17 protein-coding genes are annotated in these 18,272 nt (G+C 69.8%); 12 read left to right on the top strand and 5 right to left on the bottom strand.

The window, feature by feature from the left end:
• Positions 1 to 2: 2 nt before the first annotated feature.
• Both ABT340_RS27985 and ABT340_RS27980 read right to left on the bottom strand, forming a co-directional pair.
• Positions 3 to 1,214, bottom strand: coding sequence for a pyridoxal phosphate-dependent aminotransferase (locus ABT340_RS27985; RefSeq protein ID WP_352013816.1), 1,212 nt, complete (start codon positions 1,212 to 1,214; stop codon positions 3 to 5).
• 100 nt (positions 1,215 to 1,314) lie between these two features.
• Positions 1,315 to 4,011, bottom strand: coding sequence for a M4 family metallopeptidase (locus tag ABT340_RS27980; RefSeq protein WP_352013815.1), 2,697 nt, complete (start codon positions 4,009 to 4,011; stop codon positions 1,315 to 1,317).
• 283 nt (positions 4,012 to 4,294) lie between these two features.
• Between ABT340_RS27980 and ABT340_RS27975 the strand changes: the two genes are divergently transcribed.
• Positions 4,295 to 5,434: a hypothetical protein gene (locus ABT340_RS27975; protein WP_352013814.1), complete on the top strand. Its 1,140-nt coding sequence runs from the start codon at positions 4,295 to 4,297 to the stop codon at positions 5,432 to 5,434.
• Here ABT340_RS27975 and ABT340_RS27970 read toward each other — a convergent pair.
• Together ABT340_RS27970 and mca are read right to left on the bottom strand one after the other, a co-directional pair.
• Positions 5,429 to 5,620 (bottom strand): hypothetical protein, encoded by a 192-nt coding sequence (locus ABT340_RS27970; protein WP_352013813.1) that lies wholly within the window; start codon positions 5,618 to 5,620, stop codon positions 5,429 to 5,431. The genes ABT340_RS27975 and ABT340_RS27970 overlap by 6 nt on opposite strands.
• A 67-nt stretch (positions 5,621 to 5,687) precedes the next feature.
• Positions 5,688 to 6,572, bottom strand: a complete 885-nt coding sequence (gene mca / locus ABT340_RS27965) for a mycothiol conjugate amidase Mca (RefSeq protein ID WP_352013812.1) — start codon at positions 6,570 to 6,572, stop codon at positions 5,688 to 5,690.
• A gap of 222 nt (positions 6,573 to 6,794) precedes the next feature.
• On the opposite strand from mca, the gene ABT340_RS27960 reads away from it, so the two are divergent.
• From ABT340_RS27960 to ABT340_RS27950, 3 genes are all read left to right on the top strand, one after another.
• The gene (locus tag ABT340_RS27960; RefSeq protein WP_352013811.1) at positions 6,795 to 7,223 is read left to right on the top strand and encodes a DUF4307 domain-containing protein; all 429 of its coding nucleotides are present in this window, start codon (positions 6,795 to 6,797) and stop codon (positions 7,221 to 7,223) included.
• A 106-nt stretch (positions 7,224 to 7,329) separates the two neighbouring features.
• Positions 7,330 to 7,830, top strand: a complete 501-nt coding sequence (gene greA, locus ABT340_RS27955) for a transcription elongation factor GreA (protein WP_352013810.1) — start codon at positions 7,330 to 7,332, stop codon at positions 7,828 to 7,830.
• 198 nt (positions 7,831 to 8,028) lie between these two features.
• Positions 8,029 to 9,276 carry a C40 family peptidase gene (locus ABT340_RS27950; RefSeq protein WP_352013809.1) on the top strand — a complete coding sequence of 416 codons (1,248 nt, stop codon included), beginning with the start codon at positions 8,029 to 8,031 and terminating at the stop codon, positions 9,274 to 9,276.
• Between the two features lie 194 nt (positions 9,277 to 9,470).
• On the opposite strand, the gene ABT340_RS27945 is transcribed toward ABT340_RS27950, so the two are convergent.
• The gene (locus tag ABT340_RS27945; RefSeq protein ID WP_352013808.1) at positions 9,471 to 10,070 is read right to left on the bottom strand and encodes an acyl-CoA-like ligand-binding transcription factor; all 600 of its coding nucleotides are present in this window, start codon (positions 10,068 to 10,070) and stop codon (positions 9,471 to 9,473) included.
• 122 nt (positions 10,071 to 10,192) lie between these two features.
• Here ABT340_RS27945 and abmR point away from each other — a divergent pair, with 122 nt between their 5' ends.
• From abmR to phoH2, 8 genes are all read left to right on the top strand, one after another.
• Complete coding sequence (gene abmR / locus ABT340_RS27940) at positions 10,193 to 10,720, top strand: ATP-binding transcription factor AbmR (protein WP_352013807.1); 528 nt, start codon at positions 10,193 to 10,195, stop codon at positions 10,718 to 10,720.
• 290 nt (positions 10,721 to 11,010) lie between these two features.
• On the top strand, positions 11,011 to 12,810 hold the full coding sequence (locus ABT340_RS27935; protein WP_352013806.1) for a phosphoenolpyruvate carboxykinase (GTP): 1,800 nt from the start codon (positions 11,011 to 11,013) through the stop codon (positions 12,808 to 12,810).
• A 215-nt stretch (positions 12,811 to 13,025) separates the two neighbouring features.
• A complete protein-coding gene (locus ABT340_RS27930; protein ID WP_352013805.1) occupies positions 13,026 to 14,021 on the top strand; it encodes a TIGR04222 domain-containing membrane protein in 996 nt (331 codons plus the stop codon).
• A complete protein-coding gene (locus tag ABT340_RS27925) occupies positions 14,014 to 14,835 on the top strand; it encodes an MbnB/TglH/ChrH family RiPP precursor modification enzyme (RefSeq protein WP_352013804.1) in 822 nt (273 codons plus the stop codon). The genes ABT340_RS27930 and ABT340_RS27925 overlap by 8 nt, the downstream gene beginning before the upstream one ends.
• Positions 14,828 to 15,229: an SCO6045 C-terminal-like domain-containing protein gene (locus tag ABT340_RS27920; protein WP_352013803.1), complete on the top strand. Its 402-nt coding sequence runs from the start codon at positions 14,828 to 14,830 to the stop codon at positions 15,227 to 15,229. Before ABT340_RS27925 ends, ABT340_RS27920 begins: the two co-directional genes overlap by 8 nt.
• 129 nt (positions 15,230 to 15,358) lie before the next feature.
• Positions 15,359 to 15,868, top strand: coding sequence for a hypothetical protein (locus ABT340_RS27915; protein ID WP_352013802.1), 510 nt, complete (start codon positions 15,359 to 15,361; stop codon positions 15,866 to 15,868).
• Positions 15,869 to 15,915: 47 nt separating this feature from the next.
• Positions 15,916 to 16,683 carry an isoprenyl transferase gene (locus tag ABT340_RS27910; RefSeq protein WP_352013801.1) on the top strand — a complete coding sequence of 256 codons (768 nt, stop codon included), beginning with the start codon at positions 15,916 to 15,918 and terminating at the stop codon, positions 16,681 to 16,683.
• A gap of 222 nt (positions 16,684 to 16,905) precedes the next feature.
• The gene (gene phoH2, locus ABT340_RS27905) at positions 16,906 to 18,255 is read left to right on the top strand and encodes an RNA 5'-3' helicase PhoH2 (RefSeq protein ID WP_352013800.1); all 1,350 of its coding nucleotides are present in this window, start codon (positions 16,906 to 16,908) and stop codon (positions 18,253 to 18,255) included.
• Positions 18,256 to 18,272: the final 17 nt, after the last annotated feature.

The following is an 18,272-nucleotide window of genomic DNA, read 5'->3' as shown; positions in this document are numbered from 1 at the left end:
CGTCACTGCCGGTAGGTGGACAGGAAGCCCCCCAGGCGGCCGATGGCCTCTTCGAGGTCGTCGGCGTGCTGGAGGGTGACCAGGCGGAAGTGGTCGGGGCGGGCCCAGTTGAAGCCGGTGCCCTGCACGATGAGGAGCTTCTCCCGTTCGAGCAGGTCGAGGGCGAAGCGGACGTCGTCGGTGATCGGGTGGACCTCGGGGTCGAGCCTGGGGAAGACGTACAGCGCGCCCAGGGGCTTGACGCAGCTCACCCCGGGGATGTCGTTGAGCAGCTTCCAGGCGCGGTCGCGCTGCTCGCACAGGCGTCCGCCGGGCCGTACGAGGTCCTCGATGCTCTGGTGGCCGCCGAGGGCGGCCTGGATGGCGTGCTGGCCGGGCACGTTGGGGCACAGGCGCATGTTGGCCAGGATGTCGAGGCCCTCGATGTAGGACGACGCCCGCTCCCTGGGACCGGAGAGCACCATCCAGCCCGAGCGGTAGCCGCACACCCGGTAGGTCTTCGACAGGCCGGAGAAGGTCAGGCAGAACAGGTCGGGGGCCAGCGCCGCGATCGAGGTGTGGACGGCGCCGTCGTAGAGGATCCGGTCGTAGATCTCGTCGGCGAGGACGACGAGACCGTGCCTGCGGGCCAGGTCGGCCAGGCCTTCGAGCAGCCGGGGCGGGTACACGGCGCCCGTCGGGTTGTTCGGGTTGATGATCACCAGGGCCTTGGTCCTGTCGGTGATCTTCGAGGCGATGTCGTCGAGGTCCGGCAGCCAGTCGGCCCCCTCGTCGCAGACGTAGTGGACGGGGGTTCCGCCGCTGAGCGAGACCGCGGCGGTCCACAGGGGGTAGTCGGGGGAGGGGACCAGCACCTCGTCGCCGTTGTTGAGCAGCGCCTGCATCGCCATCACGATCAGTTCGGAGACGCCGTTGCCGAGGTAGACGTCCTCCACGCCGAGGTCGGGGAAGCCGTGCCCCTCGTAGTGCTGCACGACGGCCCTGCGGGCGCTGAGGATGCCCTTGGAGTCACCGTAGCCGTGGGAGACGGGCAGGTTGCGGATGATGTCCTGCAGGATCTCCTCGGGAGCCTCGAAGCCGAACGGAGCAGGGTTGCCGATGTGCAGCTTGAGAATGTGGTGACCCTGGGACTCCAGCTCTGCCGCGCGCTTCGGTACGGGACCGCGAATGTCGTAGCAGACGTTGGCCAGCTTGTCGGACTGCCGTACGTACATCATCACACTTTAACGGCGGATCCATCCGATACCGCCCGTTGATCCCGCTCGCGGAGCCGTCCAGCGGGCGCCCCACGCCCGCTGGACGACCTCGGTACGGTTACGCCGCCCGGCAGGCACCCCTCGGGCGGGCCCGGGTGGCCAGGTCCACGTGGGCCGCGGTGCCGTCGATCCAGATCACCCTGCCGCCCTCGCCCGAGGCGAACTGGGCCTGCTCACCCCGGTTGCAGGTGACCCGTACGGCCTTGCCGCCCCTGGCCGGGATCTGGGTGATCTTGGGCAGGGTGTCGTTGCTGATCACCGTCAGGTCGGGGTAGACGCTGTAGGTGACGGCCGTGTCCGTGGCGTCCATGTCCAGCAGCTTGGGCGAGGTGGCGTCGTCCGGGGTGAGCGCCACCGGGGAACCGCCGTCGGCGTCGGCGCGCATGATGCCCTGAAGACCGTCCTGCTGGGCGTCCTGGAGCCAGAACAGGGAGGTGCCGGTCAGCACCGGGCCGCTCACGAGCCCGATCACGTTCGGCGGGCTCGGCGGGGCCGGCAGGTCGGTCTCCTGGCCCGTCGCGAGGTCACGGGTGGTGATGACCATACGGCGGGGGCCGCCCTCCCACAGGTACAGCTTGATGTAGGCGATCCGGCCGCCGCTGATCGTCGGCACCCTGCTGTAGATCCCGGGCTGCGGCGTCATGTTGACCGGGGCCGCGTCGCCCTTCTTGACCCACAGGTCGTAGCCGCCCGTGGCCGAGTCCCAGACCGAGTAGGCGATCGTGTCACCGTCGACCGCCATGTTGGGCACGTCGCCGTCGCCCTCGTGGATCAGCCGCTGCGGCTGGGAGCGGTCGAGCGGCCTGCTCCACACCTGCATCTTCCAGCCGTCCTCCCGCTGGACGTAGGTCGTCCACACCGCGCTCCTGCCGTCCGTCACGGCGTCGTAGCTCGACATCTCGTTCGGCTCGGAGAGCTGGACGGCCTTGCCGCCGCGCACCCGTCCGGTGTAGACGGCCGCGGGGGCGGTCTGGTCGGCGGAGGAGTTGGTGACCACGTAACGGTCACCGGCCGCGTCCGGCTGGGCGTAGGGGTCGGTGACGCCGCGCAGCAGGACGTCGTGGTCGGTGGCGATGCGACGCTCCCAGCCGTTCCTGATGCCGTGGGCGTCGAAGGCCCGCGCGATCGTCAGCAGGTCCCGCGCCCCGAGCCGGGACCGTACGGCCGCCGCCAGCACCGCTCGCCTGCCGTCGCTGAAGTCGTCGAGCGGGGTCATGTACTCGGACAGGGCCTTGAGGACGACCTTGTCGGCCCTGGCGCCGAGCTTCTCGCGGATGTCCCACAGCGCGCCGCTGAAGATCGTCGAGTTGAGGTGGACGCCCGCGCTGTCGATGCGGCCGGTGGAGCCCACGTAGTCGTCGGCGGCCACCCGCCCGTCGTTGAGGTCACGCAGGGCGCACTGACGCGGTGTCCCGGTACGGCAGAGCGTCTCGCCGAGCAGCCCCGCGTCGGGGTCGGCCGGGTCGGTCCCCTCGGCGTCACTCTGGATGGCGTTGCCGAAGTAGTCGGCGATGCCCTCGTTCATCGCGCCGGACTGGCCGAAGTAGACCAGGTTGGCGGTGTGCTCGACCACGCCGTGGGTCATCTCGTGGCCGACCACGTCCAGGGCCGAGGCCAGCGAGTAGTACTGGTCACCGCCCCCGCCGTAGACCATCTTGGTGCCGTCCCAGAAGGCGTTGATGTACGGCCTGCCGGAGGAGGTGACGTTGACGACCGAGAGCATCGAGCCGCCCTTGCCGTCGAGCCCGTCACGTCCGAGCCGCCGGTAGTACTCGTAGACCTGGTTCGCGCCCCAGTGGGCGTCCACCGCGCCGATCTCCGTGGTGGCGCCGGTGAAGGTGGGGGTGTCGGAGGCGACGATCGGGGTGTCCGCGGGCAGCGAGCCCTGGAACCGCGAGACGTCGCGCTTCTGCGCGTCGTAGGTGACGACCTCGCCGGCGGTGCCGTTCCACCGGGTGCGGTCGCGCAGCTCGTACCTGCCGTCGGCCCGCTGGTAGGCGTTGATCGGCACCGTGGCGCCGCGCACCGTCGTGCCCGTGGTGGCGAGGGGTCCCTCGGCGGAGCTCTCGACGGCGGTGCGGATCCGGTCGGAGGCGAACAGCGGGGCGCCGTTCCCGGCGTTGACGTAGACGTCGGTGAGCAGCGGCAGCTGCCTGCGCGCGTCGGTCCCGGTGACGGTCACCCGCCAGGCCAGCAGGCCCTTGCCGGTCGGGACGACGACGAGGCCGCCGGAGACCGCGGTGAGGGCCTCCTTCTCGCCGCCGGTCCGTGCCGCGGTCCGGGAAAGCGCGACGTCGAGCGCGAGTCTTTCCGGGAATTTCGGCGTGGTCGAAACACTCAATTCGGTGAGGAAACGGCCGCCCGCTCCGGTGACCCGGTGGGCGTTGCCCTCCTTCGTCATCTGCACGAGATAGTTGGCGCCGAAAACGCGGATGCCCTGGTAGCGCTGCTCGAACCGGACGGTCTCGTCCTGGCCGTCGCGGACCACGTCGAGGGGGACCAGGTCGGTGTTCACGTTCGTGATCCCGTACCGGCCCTGGCGGAGGTGGTGCCGGGCGACGGTGACGGGGTCGCCGCTGACCGGAGCCTCGTTCAGGCCGCTGACCAGGGCGGGGGTCTCGGTGCCGGTGCGGGGCTCCACCTGGGCGGGCGGGTCGGCCGCGTGGGCGGGGGTGCTTGTCACGAGGGCCGCGGTGAGGGAGAGGATCACGGCGACGGGCGTCGCCGTGGCGACGCTTCTGGGGGGTCGTAGCACGAGTTCTCCTGACGTCTCGAAGATCGCCGAGACTGCTCAAAAGGCGATAATCATGATCTAGCAGGAGATTGGCGAAAAATCATGACTATTAGTCATGTCTGTTGTCTGATAGATTTAAAGCGACAAATGAGGAATGGGTGCTTTCTAGATGGCTTTCCCGGCGCCGGGGAAAACGGCCGGAGGGATGGGGTGAGGTGTCCCGGCGATCCCTCTTTGGACGCGGGGAGGAAGTTTACGGGCTGGGAGGTGTGTTCGAGCGGCTTCGCGCGTAGGCTCACTGGGCGTGGATCTCGACTTCGTCTGTGTGCACGCGGGACGGCCCGCCCTTGAGCTGACCCGTCGTGACGTGGCCCGCGCGCTGCTCGCCGTACCCTCGGGGGTCGCCCTGGTGGCGGTTCCCGACCTGCGCAGGGCGCTGGCGGCGCTGGGCAATCCGCTGTCCCCCCACTTCTGGGACTCGGCCAAGACGACGCTTGGCGCGATCGAGTCCGGCAACGCGACGGTCGGTGACGTGCAGCGGTGGCTGGAGTCGACCGGTACGGAACCCCTCCTGCTCACCCGCAGCTTCTTCGTCTGGCCCGAGGAGGACGAACGAGGCCCGGTCGCCAGGGAGATGTTCCAGCGGATGGTGTCCTTCCTTGAGGAGCGGGTCGCCTCGGGGGAGATCGACCCGGACGCGCTCGCGCTACGGGACGAACGGGCCAGGGAGGCCTACGAGGACCTGCAGGAACGCTGGCTCAACGGCCCGCTGCCCGACGGGCGGGTGCCGGGGATCGCGGTGAGCGACGAGCAGGACGAGGAGCTGTTCGCGGCCTGGGACGAGGAGGAGGCGTTCGCGCTCGGCGAGCTGCGGCGCATCCTGGCCGAACTGCCGCCCCCGGAGCGCCCCGCCGCGGACCTGCGCGCCGCCTGCGTACGGCTGCGCGAGGTGCTGGCCGACCCCGGCTACCCGGGAAACGTGCTGCGGGCCTGCGCGGGCTACGAGGGGGAGCCGCTTCCCGCCGACGACGAGGAGCTGTGGCTGAGCGTCACCGCGGGCATCGCGGGACCGGTCTCCGACCTGCCGGAGGACGACGACGTCCCCGAGGAGTTCGCCGACCTGGACGGTGAGCTGAGCCACGAGGACGCGGTGCTGGCCGCGCTGTGCGCCATCCACCACGCCGACTGGCTGGCCGTGGTCGCGACGCTGGCCAGGCGGGGGCCCGGCGTGCTGGCCTCACCGGAGCGGATCGCCAGGTTCATCGCCGAGTCCGAGGACATCGACGTCCAGATGGACGACCCGGAGGACCTGGAGGCGGCGGAGACCCTCTTCAGCTCGGTCACGCCGCTGTGGGCCTGCCTGGGCATCGTCGACAAGAGCGAGGTGCTCACCCCGCTGGGGCGCTGGGGCCTGCCGAAGGCCCTTGAGCGCGCCTGGTCATGAGATCGGCGTGGCGCCGTCCCTGTCGCGCTGCCGCAGCTCGGCCTCGGACGGCACCTCGATCTTGGAGATCTGCCGCCGCATCGACTTGACGAGCAGGTAGAGGGCGAGCCCGAGCGCGGCGACCATCAGGAAGCCCAGCAGGCCGGGGCTGACCAGGGAATTGAGAGAGTTCGGATCTGTAGGCACCCTTCAAGTCTGCCATCCCGACCCCGTGGTCCCGCCTCCGGCGGGGCCGAAGGGGCCGGTGATTTCCCTAGTGGCAGGCGGGGGAGACCTCGTCGGCGTGGATGCCGGCGAACAGGTCGTCCTCGGGGAGCGTGGTGTCGATCAGGGAGCGGGCCAGGTGGTAGTCCTCGGTCGGCCAGATCTCCGCCTGGAGCTCGCGCGGGCAGACGAACCAGAAGCCGTCCGGGTCGACCTGCGTCGCGTGCGCCAGGAGCGCCAGGTCACGGACCTCGAAGTAGTCGCCGCAGGGCACCCGGGTGGTCACCGGCCACTTCTCGGGCCGGTCCTCCCACCGGGAGATCCAGTCGGCGTACGGCGAGCCCATGCCGCGGGCGTTCATCGCCTCGTGGAGCGCCTCGAAGCGGGCCTTGGTGAAGCCCATCTGGTAGTAGAGCTTGAGCGGCTGCCAGGGCTCGCCCGCCTCCGGGTAGCGGTCGGGGTCGCCCGCCGCCTCGAAGGCCTCGACCGAGACACGGTTGGTCATGATGTGGTCGGGGTGCGGGTAGCCGCCGTCGTCGTCGTAGGTGAGGATGACGTGCGGCCTGAACGAGCGCACCGCGGCGACCAGCGGCGCGGCGGCGACCTCAAGCGGCTGCACGGCGAAGCACCCCTCGGGCAACGGCTCGCTCTCGTCCTCGGGAAGGCCCGAGTCGACGAACCCCATGAAGCGCTGCTCGACGCCGAGGATCTCCCGCGCGCGTTCCATCTCCAGACGCCTGACCTCCCCGATGTTCTCCAGGATGTCGGGACGGTCCATCTTGGGATTGAGGATCGAGCCGCGTTCCCCTCCGGTGAGGGTACAGACGAGCACGTCCACGCCCTCGGCGACATAGCGTGCCATGGTCGCGGCACCCTTGCTCGACTCGTCGTCGGGATGCGCGTGAACTGCCATCAGCCTCAGCGGTGCACTCACGGGCTCGGTGTCTCCTCTTCGTTGGGCGCGCTGGGGTCCGCGCGGGCCGCACGGACGCGCTCATCGCCGTGACGTGCTCGGCCCCCGCCTGCCGCACCGCTCCCCGGGTTGGGCTGGGTCACTCTAAAGAGAGGTTAGTTTCTCTTGGGCGGTCGCGAGGGCAAGGCCCCCGCGAGAGACAATTGTCTTGGATAACACCGAGGTAGCGCAGGGAGATTCCGCATGGCCACCAGCGAGGCCGGGACGGGCCGTCAGACCGGCCCCGTGCTTGGCACCCCGGACGACTTCCCCGACCGTCCGGAGCGCAGGGGGCGCTTCGTCGTGCACGTCGTGATCGCGATCCTCTGCGCGGTGTGCGCCGGGGGCTGGGGATACGTGATGTGGGCGTCCAAGGGCAACACCGAGGTCATCGACCAGGTCATCGCGTTCGACACCAGCCGCGGCGATTCTCTGCAGATCACCTTCGAAGTGGTCAAGCCGTCCAGCCGCGCCGCCGTGTGCAGGCTCAGGGCCATGGATGTGGATCACGTCGAAGTGGGCAGCCGCGAGGTCAATATTCCCGCTGGTGAGGGGTATGTCCGCCTTACCGAGAGGCTAGAGACCAGTAGCCAGGCTACTTCCGGCGACGTTCACTACTGCTATCTCGTATAGTGAGACATTTGGGGAAGCGCTCGGCCGGTTAACTTGTTAGCCTGTCGAAATTCGAACGAGCGCTACCCCTTAGTACCAAGCCCCACAGAGGAAGCAAGGAGAACCCGTGGCCGACTCCCGAAACGAGAGCGTCACCTGGCTAACTCAGGAGGCGTACGACCGCCTGAAGGCGGAGTTTGAGTACCTCTCGGGGCCCGGGCGTGTCGACATCGCGAAGAAGATCGAGGCCGCCAGGGAAGAGGGCGACCTGAAGGAGAACGGCGGCTACCACGCCGCCAAGGACGAGCAGGGCAAGATGGAGGCCCGCATCTTCCACCTCCGCCAGATCATCGACAACGCCAAGGTCGGTGAGGCCCCCCGTGCCGAGGGCGTGGTCGGGCCCGGCATGACCGTCACCGTACGGTTCGAGGGAGAGGACGAGGAGGTCGCCTTCCTGCTCGCCTCCCGCGAGGAGAGCGGTGCCCCGATCGACGTCTACTCGCCCAAGTCGCCGCTGGGGGCGGCGATCAACGGCAAGAAGATCGGCGAGAAGGCCACCTACACCATGCCGAACGGCAGGTCCAACACGGTTGAGATCATCGAGGCCGTGCCGTACATCGGCAACTGATCCGCATCGGACACGCTGATCCGCCGGGACCGGGTCCCGGCGGATAGCCATGTCCAGGGCCCTTCGGGCCGGCCGAAACCCCGCCGCCACTGCACAGCGTGTCGTGTTTGGAGCGTTTTGGTGAGTTCCTGCGCATTGTGGCGCAGCGTACGGCACTCTACGTAGGGGTGGATCAGGACGGGTGGAAGGGAAGATGTCGTGCCCGACAGGCGGACGCGTGTCTCCCGGTTGATCGACGAGGCCAGACAGGACCTCGCCTACAGCCCCCGCATCCGCACGCCGCGCCCTGCCGTTCCCATCGTGGCGACGGTCGCGGTGGTCATGCTGACCGCGGCCGTGGTGATCGTCCTGAGGCTGCCCGACGACTCCTCGACGACGGCCCTGCGCAGGCCCGTCGCCAGACAGACGCTCCAGGGAGCTCTTCAGGAGGTCCCGCAGAACACGGCGACCCCCACCCCGGCCCAGACCCCGCCACCGCCGGTCGCCCCGCTGACCACGATCCGCAAGCCGCACCTGTTCGTCGTGACGAACAAACCGCTCAGCTCGGCGGTCGTGGCGAGGGTGACCCGGCTCTCCGGGGTACGGGCGGTGGAACGCGCCGACGCCGCCGAGGTCGTCCTCGACGGGAAACGGGTGCAGACGCTGGGGGTCAACCCCTCGACGTTCCGTGCCTTCACCCCCAAGCCGACCGCCCGCTCCGACCGGCTCTGGCGCAACGTCTCGGCGGGAGAACTGGTCGTCTCCTTCGTCCTGGGCAACGACGGCGGCATGACCCTGGGCAAGACCGTCTCCACCTCCAGGACGAGCCTGCGCGTCGGCGCCTACGCGACCATGGGCATGGGCGCCATCGACGCCGTCGTCTCCCAGCAGACCGCGCGCTCCCTCGGTTTCCCCCAGGACAACGCGCTGGTGGTGAGCGCGCCGGGCGCCGACTCGGCCGAGCTGCGCAACAGGCTGCTGCGCGTCCTGCCCAAGGGCAGCCAGGTCGCCACGATCAACCCGGTGTTCACCGCGCCCAGGCGCACCGTCTGGCCCGTGGGCGCCTTCCCGACGGCCCCCCAGATCAGGACCGTCCTCACCGCCGCGATCAGCAAACTCGGCCGCCCCTACGTGTGGGGGGCGGAGGGCCCCGACACCTTCGACTGCTCAGGCCTGGTCCAGTGGGCCTACCGCCAGGCGGGCATCCAGGTCCCCCGGGTGACCCACCAGCAGTTCGTCTCCGGGCCGCGGATCGAACTGTCCCAGGCCCAGCCGGGTGACCTGCTGTTCTGGCGGAACGACCCGACCAACCCCGGCTACGTCTCCCACGTGGCGATCTACTGGGGCGACGGCAAGATGCTGCACGCGCCGAGGACCGGTGACGTGGTGAAGCTCGTCCCGATCTACACCAGAAACTTCGCCGGCGCCGTCCGCATCAGCCCCCAGATAGCCGCCCAGGTCAGGTAGCTGCGGCTCTGTCTCTTTGCGCCGCCTGCGGCGGCGCGGGCTTGGGCGCGTCGGGTCGGTGCTTTCCCTCGCCGCTCATCCGCTTCGCTCCTTCGCTCCTCAGTCCAAGCACCGACGCGCCCAAGCCGAAACTCCTCACACACGGCACCGGTAAGGCACAAGCCACACCCCTCACGGATGGCACCGGAGGAGTCCTAGACCTTTAGGCCTCCTTCCAGGAGGGACAGGGCCTCGTCGACGGTGTCTGCTAGGCGGGTGACGCCGCCGGACTCGGCCCAGCCGAACAGGGCGGGCAGGATCGCGCCGACCACCGCGCCCGCGGCCGTACGGCTCAGCGGATCGCCGCTGTGGCGGCCCAGACGTCCGGCGAGGGCCTCGGCCAGGGTGTCGATCGTGCAGATCATGCTGTCCACGGCCCTGGCCCGCAGCGCGACGTGGCGTAGCTGGAGCCTGGTCATGGCGAGGATCTGCGCCTCCTCCTCGGGGGCGAGCCGGGTGAAGGCGGTGTGCACCGCCGCGCGCAGCGCCGGGACCGGTGCCAGCTCAGGGGGCTGGGCGGCCAGCTCCGTCATCACCAGGGGGGTGTGGTCGTCCTGGACGACGACGTCCTCCTTCGTGGGGAAGTAGCGGAAGAAGGTGCTCGCCGAGATCTCCGCGGCCTCCGCGATCTGTTCGACGGTCGTCTCGTCGTAGCCCTGCTCGGCGAACAGGCGCAGTGCCTGCTCCTGGATGGTTCGCCGGGTTCTGGCCTTCTTGCGTTCGCGTAGTCCCTCGGGGCGCTGAGGTGAGCTCATGGGCCGATTGTCGCGTCTAGGCGACAGGTGTGAACACTGCAACGAGTGCCACAGGAGGCCCACCCGTCCCTGTCCGGGGCCGGCGATGGTCCCCTTGGATGAAGCGATGTAATCTCGATTACATGGATAGTGACGAAGCGGTCGAGAAGCTGCGTGGCTGGTTCTCCGGGCGGTTGCCCGAGGGGTGGTTCGAGGGGCGTCCCGAGATCGTGCTCGACCGTGAGGAGATCACGGTCGTCGGCAGGCTCGCCGCGCCCGCGCCCGCCGAGGGCGTCTCCGAGATCGAGCGGGCCGCCGCCGTCGAGGGCGGCATCCAGCGCTTCCGCGAGGAGACCAGGGAGCGGCGCGTCGAGATCGCCAGGGAGGCCGAGCACCGCTTCCGCAGGAAGGTCTCGTGGGGCATCGCGGTGGGTGACGAGACGGTGATGTTCACCACACTCTCGGTCCCGGTCATGACACGTCTGCGCCAGCCCGAGCGGCGCGTCCTGGACACTCTTGTGGCGGCTGGGGTCGCACGCAGCCGTAGTGACGCGCTCGCCTGGTGTGTGCGTCTGGTGGGCGCCCACACCGACACCTGGCTGGCCGATCTGCGCGACGCGCTTCAGCACGTCGACCGGGTGCGCGCCTCCGGCCCGGACATCGGTTCCTGAGGCGGGCCAGGGAAAACGGGCCGAAATTGGTCTGAACCTGTGCGGTGATTGGTTTAGACCTCTGTTAATGGCCTATACCACTGCCGGAACACGCTCCTTTAACGTCGCTTCTTTTGGGTAGGTCACCCGGAACATCATGACTCCTGCCTGCCCTTATGCCGGTCGCCGGGGCCGGTTCGGAGTCGTTGCGGCGACGGACAGCCGTTATTCACTGGTCTATGCCAATTGGATTAACGGCGGTTTGGTCGTCAATGATGACCTGGCCCTGAGGAGCGTAAGGAGCCGTAGCAGTGTCCGTTATCGAGGACGTAACCGCCCCCAGTCCTACCACCCACGAAGAGTTGGCCGCGTGGGTCAACGAGATCGCCGAGCTGACCCAGCCCGACCGGATCGAATGGTGCGACGGCTCGGAGGTCGAATGGACCCGGCTGACGAACCTGCTGGTCGAGCAGGGGACGCTCACCCGCCTGTCCAAGCGGCAGAACAGCTTCTACGCCGCCTCCGACCCCACGGACGTCGCCCGTGTCGAGGACCGGACCTACATCTGCTCCGAGCGCGAACAGGACGCGGGCCCGACCAACAACTGGATCGCCCCCGACGAGATGCGCCGGACCTTCGCCGGGCTCTTCAAGGGCTGCATGCGCGGGCGCACGATGTACGTCGTGCCGTTCTGCATGGGGCCGCTGGGCGGTGAGATCTCCCAGCTCGGCGTCGAGATCACCGACTCGCCGTACGTGGTGGTCTCCATGCGGATCATGACGCGGATGGGGGAGCGGGCGCTGCGGCTCATCGAGGAGCGCGGCGGTTACGTCAAGGCCGTCCACTCGGTCGGCGCGCCGCTCGCGCCCGGCCAGGCCGACGTGCCGTGGCCGTGCAACTCCACCAAGTACATCAGCCACTTCCCCGAGACCCGCGAGATCTGGTCGTACGGCTCCGGCTACGGCGGCAACGCCCTGCTGGGCAAGAAGTGCTACGCCCTGCGCATCGCCAGCACGATGGCACGCGACGAGGGCTGGCTCGCCGAGCACATGCTCATCCTCAAGCTCACGCCCCCCTCAGGGCAGACCCGCTACATCGCCGCGGCCTTCCCCAGCGCCTGCGGCAAGACCAACCTGGCCATGCTCCAGCCGACCATCCCGGGCTGGAAGGTCGAGACGGTCGGCGACGACATCGCCTGGATGCGCTTCGGCGACGACGGCCGCCTGTACGCCATCAACCCCGAGGCCGGGTTCTTCGGCGTCGCCCCCGGCACCGGCGAGTCGACCAACGCCAACGCGATCAGGACGCTCTGGGGCAACAGCATCTTCACCAACGTCGCCCTGACCGACGACGGCGACGTGTGGTGGGAGGGGCTCACCGACGAGCCTCCCGCGCACCTGACCGACTGGCGGGGCCGCGACTGGACGCCGGAGAGCGACGAGCCCGCCGCCCACCCCAACGCCCGCTTCACCGTGCCCGCCGGGCAGTGCCCGACCATCGCCCCCGAGTGGCAGGACCCCAGGGGCGTGCCGATCTCGGCCATCCTCTTCGGCGGGCGCAGGGCCAGCGCCGTACCGCTGGTGACCGAGTCGCTGAGCTGGAACCACGGCGTGTTCATCGGCGCCAACATCGCCTCGGAGAAGACCGCCGCCGCCGAGGGCAAGGTCGGCGAGCTGCGCCGCGACCCGTTCGCGATGCTGCCCTTCTGCGGCTACAACATGGGCGACTACTTCGCCCACTGGATCGGCCTGGGCAGGCGTGAGGGCGTCAGCCTCCCGCGGGTCTACTACGTGAACTGGTTCCGCAAGAGCGAGGACGGCCGGTTCATCTGGCCCGGCTTCGGGGAGAACAGCCGCGTCCTGAAGTGGATCGTGGACCGCCTCAACGGTGAGGCGGAGGCCGTACGGACGCCCATCGGCCTGCTGCCCGCCGAGCTGGACACCGAGGGCCTCGACATCCCCGCCGAGGACCTGCGCACCCTGCTCACCGTGGACGAGGAGGTCTGGCGCCAGGAGGCGGCCCTGGTCCCGGCCTTCTTCGAGACCTTCGGCGACCACCTGCCCAGGGAACTGTGGGACGAGTACCGGGCGCTGGTCGAGCGTCTGGGCTGATCCACGCGTCCCTTTCGCCGGGGACATCCGACACGCCGGTTCCGGTACGGGGACCGGCGTGTCGTGTCGTACGGGTGCCGTACGGGGGTAGGGGAAGACCAAGGCGACAAAGATGACGACAAAAAGGCGGTCAGGCGCAACCTCGGGGACGTTCCCCACGTCTACCTGACAGAACAGTCACGCGCGCACGCCTTGCCTTTCCCCCGGAGGCGGACATGGAATTCACACTGCTCGTCATCGGCGTCACCCTCGTGGCGGCTGTATGGACCACCGCGGTGGGGCTGCGGAGCGAGCATCGCAGGGTGCTCGCGGGCCCCCCGAGGGGTACGGGCGCGCCCCTGGGCCCCTACGAGCTGGCCTATCTGGCCGGTGGGCCGCTCAGGGCGGTCAACACCGCGCTCGGCGTGCTGGCCAGGGCGGGTTCGATCCGGGTCGCCAGGGGCGGCCGGATCAGCCTCGTGACGGGCGCCCTGCCTCCTGCGGAACCTGTCGAGAAGGCCGTTCTCGACGCCCTCAGGCAGCGGGGCGGCTCCTGCCCGGCGGCGGAGCTGCGCCGTACGGTGGGGACCGGGGTCGCCGTGGACGGCCTGCGTTACCGCCTGCTGGGGATGGGACTGCTGGTGCCCGAGGGCGCCTTCGCCGAGGCGCGCAGACTCCACCGCAGGCTGCTGGTCCTCACCGTGATCGCGGCGCTCTTCGAGTTCGGCTCGCTGCTGTCCGTCCTGTCGTGGGGGCACCTGGGCGTGCTGTCCACGCTGGCCGGGGCGGTGGCCTCGGTGAGCGGCCTCGTCGTCTACTCGCGGATGCGGCGAGCCCTGCGGGGGGCGCTCAGCCGGGCCGGGCACGAAACGCTCGCCGCCGCCCGCGGGGTCCACGTGCGCGGCGCCCGTCCCGCGACCTCCGACCTGGCCTTCGCGGTCGCCTTCCCCGTGGCCCTGTACGGCCTGGGCGAGCTGGGCGACCCGCTGCTGACCGAGGAGCTGAAGAGGAACGCCCACACCGCCGGCGGCGGGTCGAGCTGCGCCGCGGGCGCCTGCGGCGGAGGCTCGTCCTCCTCCGACGGCTCCTCCTTCGGCGGCGGTGGTGACTTCGGGTCGGGAGACTGGGGCGCAGGAGGGGACTCGGGCGGTGGTGGGGACTCGGGCGGGTCGAGCTGCGGCGGCGGCTCCGGCTGTGGTTCCGGCTGCGGAGGAGGATGCGGCGGTGGCTGAGCACGGGGCGGCCGGGCGACTGGGGGTCGGCCTGGGCTGGCGGCCCGAGATCGACCTGACCGTCGAGCGCATGCCCGGTGTCGACTTCGTCGAGGTGATCGCGGAGAACATCCGGCCCGGCGCGCTCCCCGAGTCGCTGCGGGTGCTGCTGGCCCGAGGCGTTCCGGTGATCCCGCACGGGGTCGGCCTCGGGATCGGCGGCGCGGAGCCGCCCGACCCGGACAGGCTGGCCCACCTGGACGCCTGCGCGCGGGCTCTGGGCTCACCCCTGGTCAGCGAGCACCTGGCCTTCGTGCGGGCGGGCGGCATGGAGGCGGGCCACCTGCTGCCCGTGCCGCGCACCAGGGCCGCCCTGTCGGTCGTGGTGGAGAACGTACGGCGGGCCCAGGACGCGCTGGCCGTACCGCTGGCGCTGGAGAACGTGGCGGCGCTGTTCGGCTGGCCCGAGGACGAGATGACCGAGGCGCAGTTCCTCGGGGAGCTGGTCGAGGCGACCGGGGTCGGGCTGCTGGTCGACGTCGCCAACCTCTACACCAACCAGGTCAACCTGGGGCTCGGGGCGGTCTCCGCGCTGGACGGGCTGCCGCTTTCCGCCCTGGCCTACGTCCACGTCGCGGGCGGGCACTCCCACCACGGGCTCTGGCACGACACGCACACCTCCCGGGTGCCGCAGGAGGTGCTGGAGATCCTCACCGAGCTGTGCGCCAGGACCGAGCCGCCGGGCGTGCTGCTCGAATGGGACGGCGACTACCCCAGTGACGTCGTGTTCGAGGAGGAGCTCGGCCGTATCCGCGGTGCGATGGCCCGTGTCTGAGCCTTCCCGTGAGCGGGCGCGGCAGGAGCTGGGCAGGGCGCAGGCGGAGCTGGTCGCGGCCCTGGTCGCGGGGGGCGAGGTCCCCGAGGGGTTCGACGCGGCGCGGCTGCGGGTCCAGGAGGGGGCGCTGATCTCCAAACGGCGCGGTGCGGTCGCCAGGGTCAGGCCCGACCTGGTCGTCCTGCTCGGCGGCGGCTTCGCGGCCCACTTCGACGGCTACGCGCGCGGACGCCCCAAGCCGGAGGGCGGCTCCCGGGCCGACGCGCGTGACTTCGCGGCCTGGCTCGGCGAGCGGGGGCTGCTCCCGGAGCCCCCCGGTGCCGCCGCGCCGGTCGGCCGCTCCGGCGGGCTGGGACGGCTGCTCGGCCGGGTCCTGGGGAGAGGGAGCGGTTGAGCCGGGACGGGGGTGTCCCATGGTGGCCCGCTCGGCCCCGGGGACGTTTTGGCAGCCTGTGCCAGGGATACCCTCTCTGAGGTGGGGGGATTGCGTTGCCTTGATGGGTCGTACCTGACCGTTACGCCGGTGGCGTGCCGCGACAGCATCGGCTCGCCGTACGAGGTCACGCTCGAACTCCACCGGGACGGCGCGCTGTACGGGACGGTCGGCGAGAGGTGCGGGTGGTTCCTCGTCAGCCTCGCCACGGGCGTCGCGGAGGCCCGCGCCGGTCAGCAGGACCAGTGGCCGGATCCGGACGACCGTTTCCCCGAGGACGACGAGCTGTTCACCTTCCGGTACCGGACGAGGAGGGGGATCGTCAGCGGGGGTGAGCTGCGCTGCCAGCTGCGTACCATCCCGATCTGGATTCCCGGGGGCCGGGACCACCCCGGAGAGTGGCGCCTGGCCAGGCGGGCTTTCCTCGAAGCCTGGGGCCAGGGCGGTGTCGGGATGCGCGCGGTGCTCACCTCAGCGGAACTCGGGGCCTTCGTGGACGGACTCGTCGCCGAGGCCGAGGAATGTCTGGGAGCACAGAAGTCCGGCAACTCCCCCAGAACCCCGATAGAGGGGGCGCGGAGGTCTCTGGGGCGGCGATAATTGCCTGGCGGCGCCCTTCGACGGCGGGCGTTGAGGGGAGGGCTTCAATGGGCGTGCGTGATCTCGTCTACCGGCTCTACGAGAGGCGGCTGGAAGGGAAGCTGTCCCGTCAGAGCGAGATGGTCCCCCGGCATGTCGGCGTGATCGTCGACGGGAACAGGCGCTGGGCGCGTTCGATGGGCCTTGAGGACGTCAGCCGAGGTCATCGCAAGGGCGCGGACAAGATCTCCGAGCTGCTCGGCTGGTGCCGGGAGGCCGGGGTCGAGGTGGTCACCGTGTGGCTGCTGTCCAGTGACAACCTCAACCGGTCCCAGGACGAGCTGGACCTCCTGGTGAAGATCATCGAGGACGTGGTCCAGGAACTCGTGGATGACGGCTGGCATGTCAAGCCCATGGGAGCGCTTGACCTGCTGCCCGATCACACGGCCCGTGTCCTGAAAAACGCTAAAGAGGCAACATCACACCGTCCGGGTTTGATTGTGAACGTTGCCGTTGGGTATGGGGGAAGGCGTGAGATCGCTGATGCGGTGCGCTCCCTTCTCCAGGAGCACGCCAGCAAGGGCGCGAGCATCGAGGACATCGTGGAGGTCCTCGATGTCGAGCACATCGCGGAGCATCTCTACACGCGCGGCCAGCCCGACCCTGACCTGGTCATCAGGACCTCGGGAGAGCAACGGCTGTCCGGCTTCCTGCTGTGGCAGAGCGCCCACTCGGAGTTCTACTTCTGCGAGGCCTACTGGCCTGACTTCCGCAGAATCGACTTCCTGCGGGCCCTGCGCTCGTACGCCGCGCGGCACCGACGGTACGGCTCCTGAAACAGGACGTGAACTCCGTCTTTCAGCAGGACTTGCCCTGTTGGAAGACGGGCATTCAGGACGTACCGTAACAAGTAGACGGGCGCAGCTCGTCTACTCCGGAGAGGGCCCACCTTTGCGTCACGACCTGCCAAGGAGGGCCGGTCACCGGTGCCTCCTCGTCATGCCGCGAGCGTGGGTCCGGGTCCGGTCCGCATCCCAGCTCATGGCAGGGCGCCCCCCATGGCGCCCGGGGGAGAACGCGTGGCAAACCCTTCGTCGTCCTCACCGACGTCGCCGGTCACCAACCGGCGTACGTACGTCCTGGACACCTCGGTCCTCCTGGCGGATCCAGCGGCGATAAGCCGTTTCGCGGAGCACGAGGTGGTCCTCCCGATCGTCGTCATCACCGAGTTGGAGGGCAAGCGCCATCATCCAGAACTCGGATACTTCGCGCGCAAGGCGCTGAGGTCCCTCGACGACCTGAGGGTGACACACGGACGGCTGGACGAGCCGATGCCCATCGGAGAGGGCACCATCCGGGTGGAGCTCAACCACAGCGACCCATCCATCCTTCCCGTCGGCTTCCGGCTCGGCGACAACGACACCCGCATCCTGACCGTGGCGCGTACGCTCGCCGCGGAGGGGCACGACGTGGTTCTGGTCTCCAAGGACCTGCCGATGCGGATCAAGGCCGCCTCGATCGGTCTCGCCGCCGAGGAGTACCGGGCGGAACTGGTCGCCGTCGAGTCGGGCTGGACGGGCATGGCCGAGCTCCAGGTGACCACCGAGGACGTCGAGACGCTCTTCGAGCACGGCACGGCCGACCTGGCCGAGGCACGTGACCTGCCCACCCACACCGGCCTGCGGCTGCTGTCCAGCCGTGGTTCCGCCCTCGGCCGGGTGCAGCCGGACAAGTCGGTCCGTCTGGTGCGCGGCGACCGGGAGGTCTTCGGCCTGCACGGCCGTTCCGCCGAGCAGCGCATCGCGCTCGACCTGCTGATGGACCCCGAGGTCGGCATCGTCTCGCTGGGCGGCAGGGCGGGAACCGGCAAGTCGGCCCTGGCCCTGTGCGCGGGCCTCGAAGCCGTGCTCGAACGGCGCCAGCACCGCAAGGTCATCGTCTTCCGCCCCCTGTACGCCGTCGGCGGCCAGGAGCTGGGCTACCTGCCCGGTTCGGAGAACGAGAAGATGGGCCCGTGGGCCCAGGCCGTCTACGACACCCTGGGCGCGGTGACGAGCCCCGAGGTGATCGAGGAGGTCATCGACAGGGGCATGCTGGAGGTCCTCCCGCTGACCCACATCCGCGGGCGTTCGCTCCACGACGCCTTCGTCATCGTGGACGAGGCGCAGTCACTGGAGCGGGGCGTCCTGCTCACCGTGCTGAGCAGGATCGGCGCCAACTCCAGGGTCGTGCTCACCCACGACGTCGCCCAGCGCGACAACCTGCGGGTCGGCAGGCACGACGGCGTGGTCGCGGTGGTCGAGAAGCTCAAGGGACACCCGCTGTTCGCCCACGTCACGCTGACCCGTTCCGAGCGCTCGCCGATCGCCGCGCTGGTCACCGAGATGCTGGAGGACGTCACGATGTGATCGGGCCGCAGGGCCCG

Origin of the sequence: Streptosporangium sp. NPDC000239 (assembly GCF_040300765.1) — a bacterium.
Taxonomy (GTDB): Bacteria; Actinomycetota; Actinomycetes; order Streptosporangiales; family Streptosporangiaceae; genus Streptosporangium.
This window is presented reverse-complemented; position numbering and strand designations above follow the sequence as displayed.

Bases quoted from the DNA above. Each gene is read 5' to 3' on its own strand.
- ABT340_RS27985 (WP_352013816.1), bottom strand. From the start codon at position 1,214: ATGTACGTACGGCAGTCCGACAAGCTGGCCAACGTCTGCTACGACATT.
- ABT340_RS27930 (WP_352013805.1), top strand. From the start codon at position 13,026: ATGGAATTCACACTGCTCGTCATCGGCGTCACCCTCGTGGCGGCTGTA.
- ABT340_RS27945 (WP_352013808.1), bottom strand. From the start codon at position 10,070: ATGAGCTCACCTCAGCGCCCCGAGGGACTACGCGAACGCAAGAAGGCC.
- ABT340_RS27960 (WP_352013811.1), top strand. From the start codon at position 6,795: ATGGCCACCAGCGAGGCCGGGACGGGCCGTCAGACCGGCCCCGTGCTT.
- phoH2 (WP_352013800.1), top strand. From the start codon at position 16,906: ATGGCGCCCGGGGGAGAACGCGTGGCAAACCCTTCGTCGTCCTCACCG.
- abmR (WP_352013807.1), top strand. From the start codon at position 10,193: ATGGATAGTGACGAAGCGGTCGAGAAGCTGCGTGGCTGGTTCTCCGGG.
- ABT340_RS27910 (WP_352013801.1), top strand. From the start codon at position 15,916: ATGGGCGTGCGTGATCTCGTCTACCGGCTCTACGAGAGGCGGCTGGAA.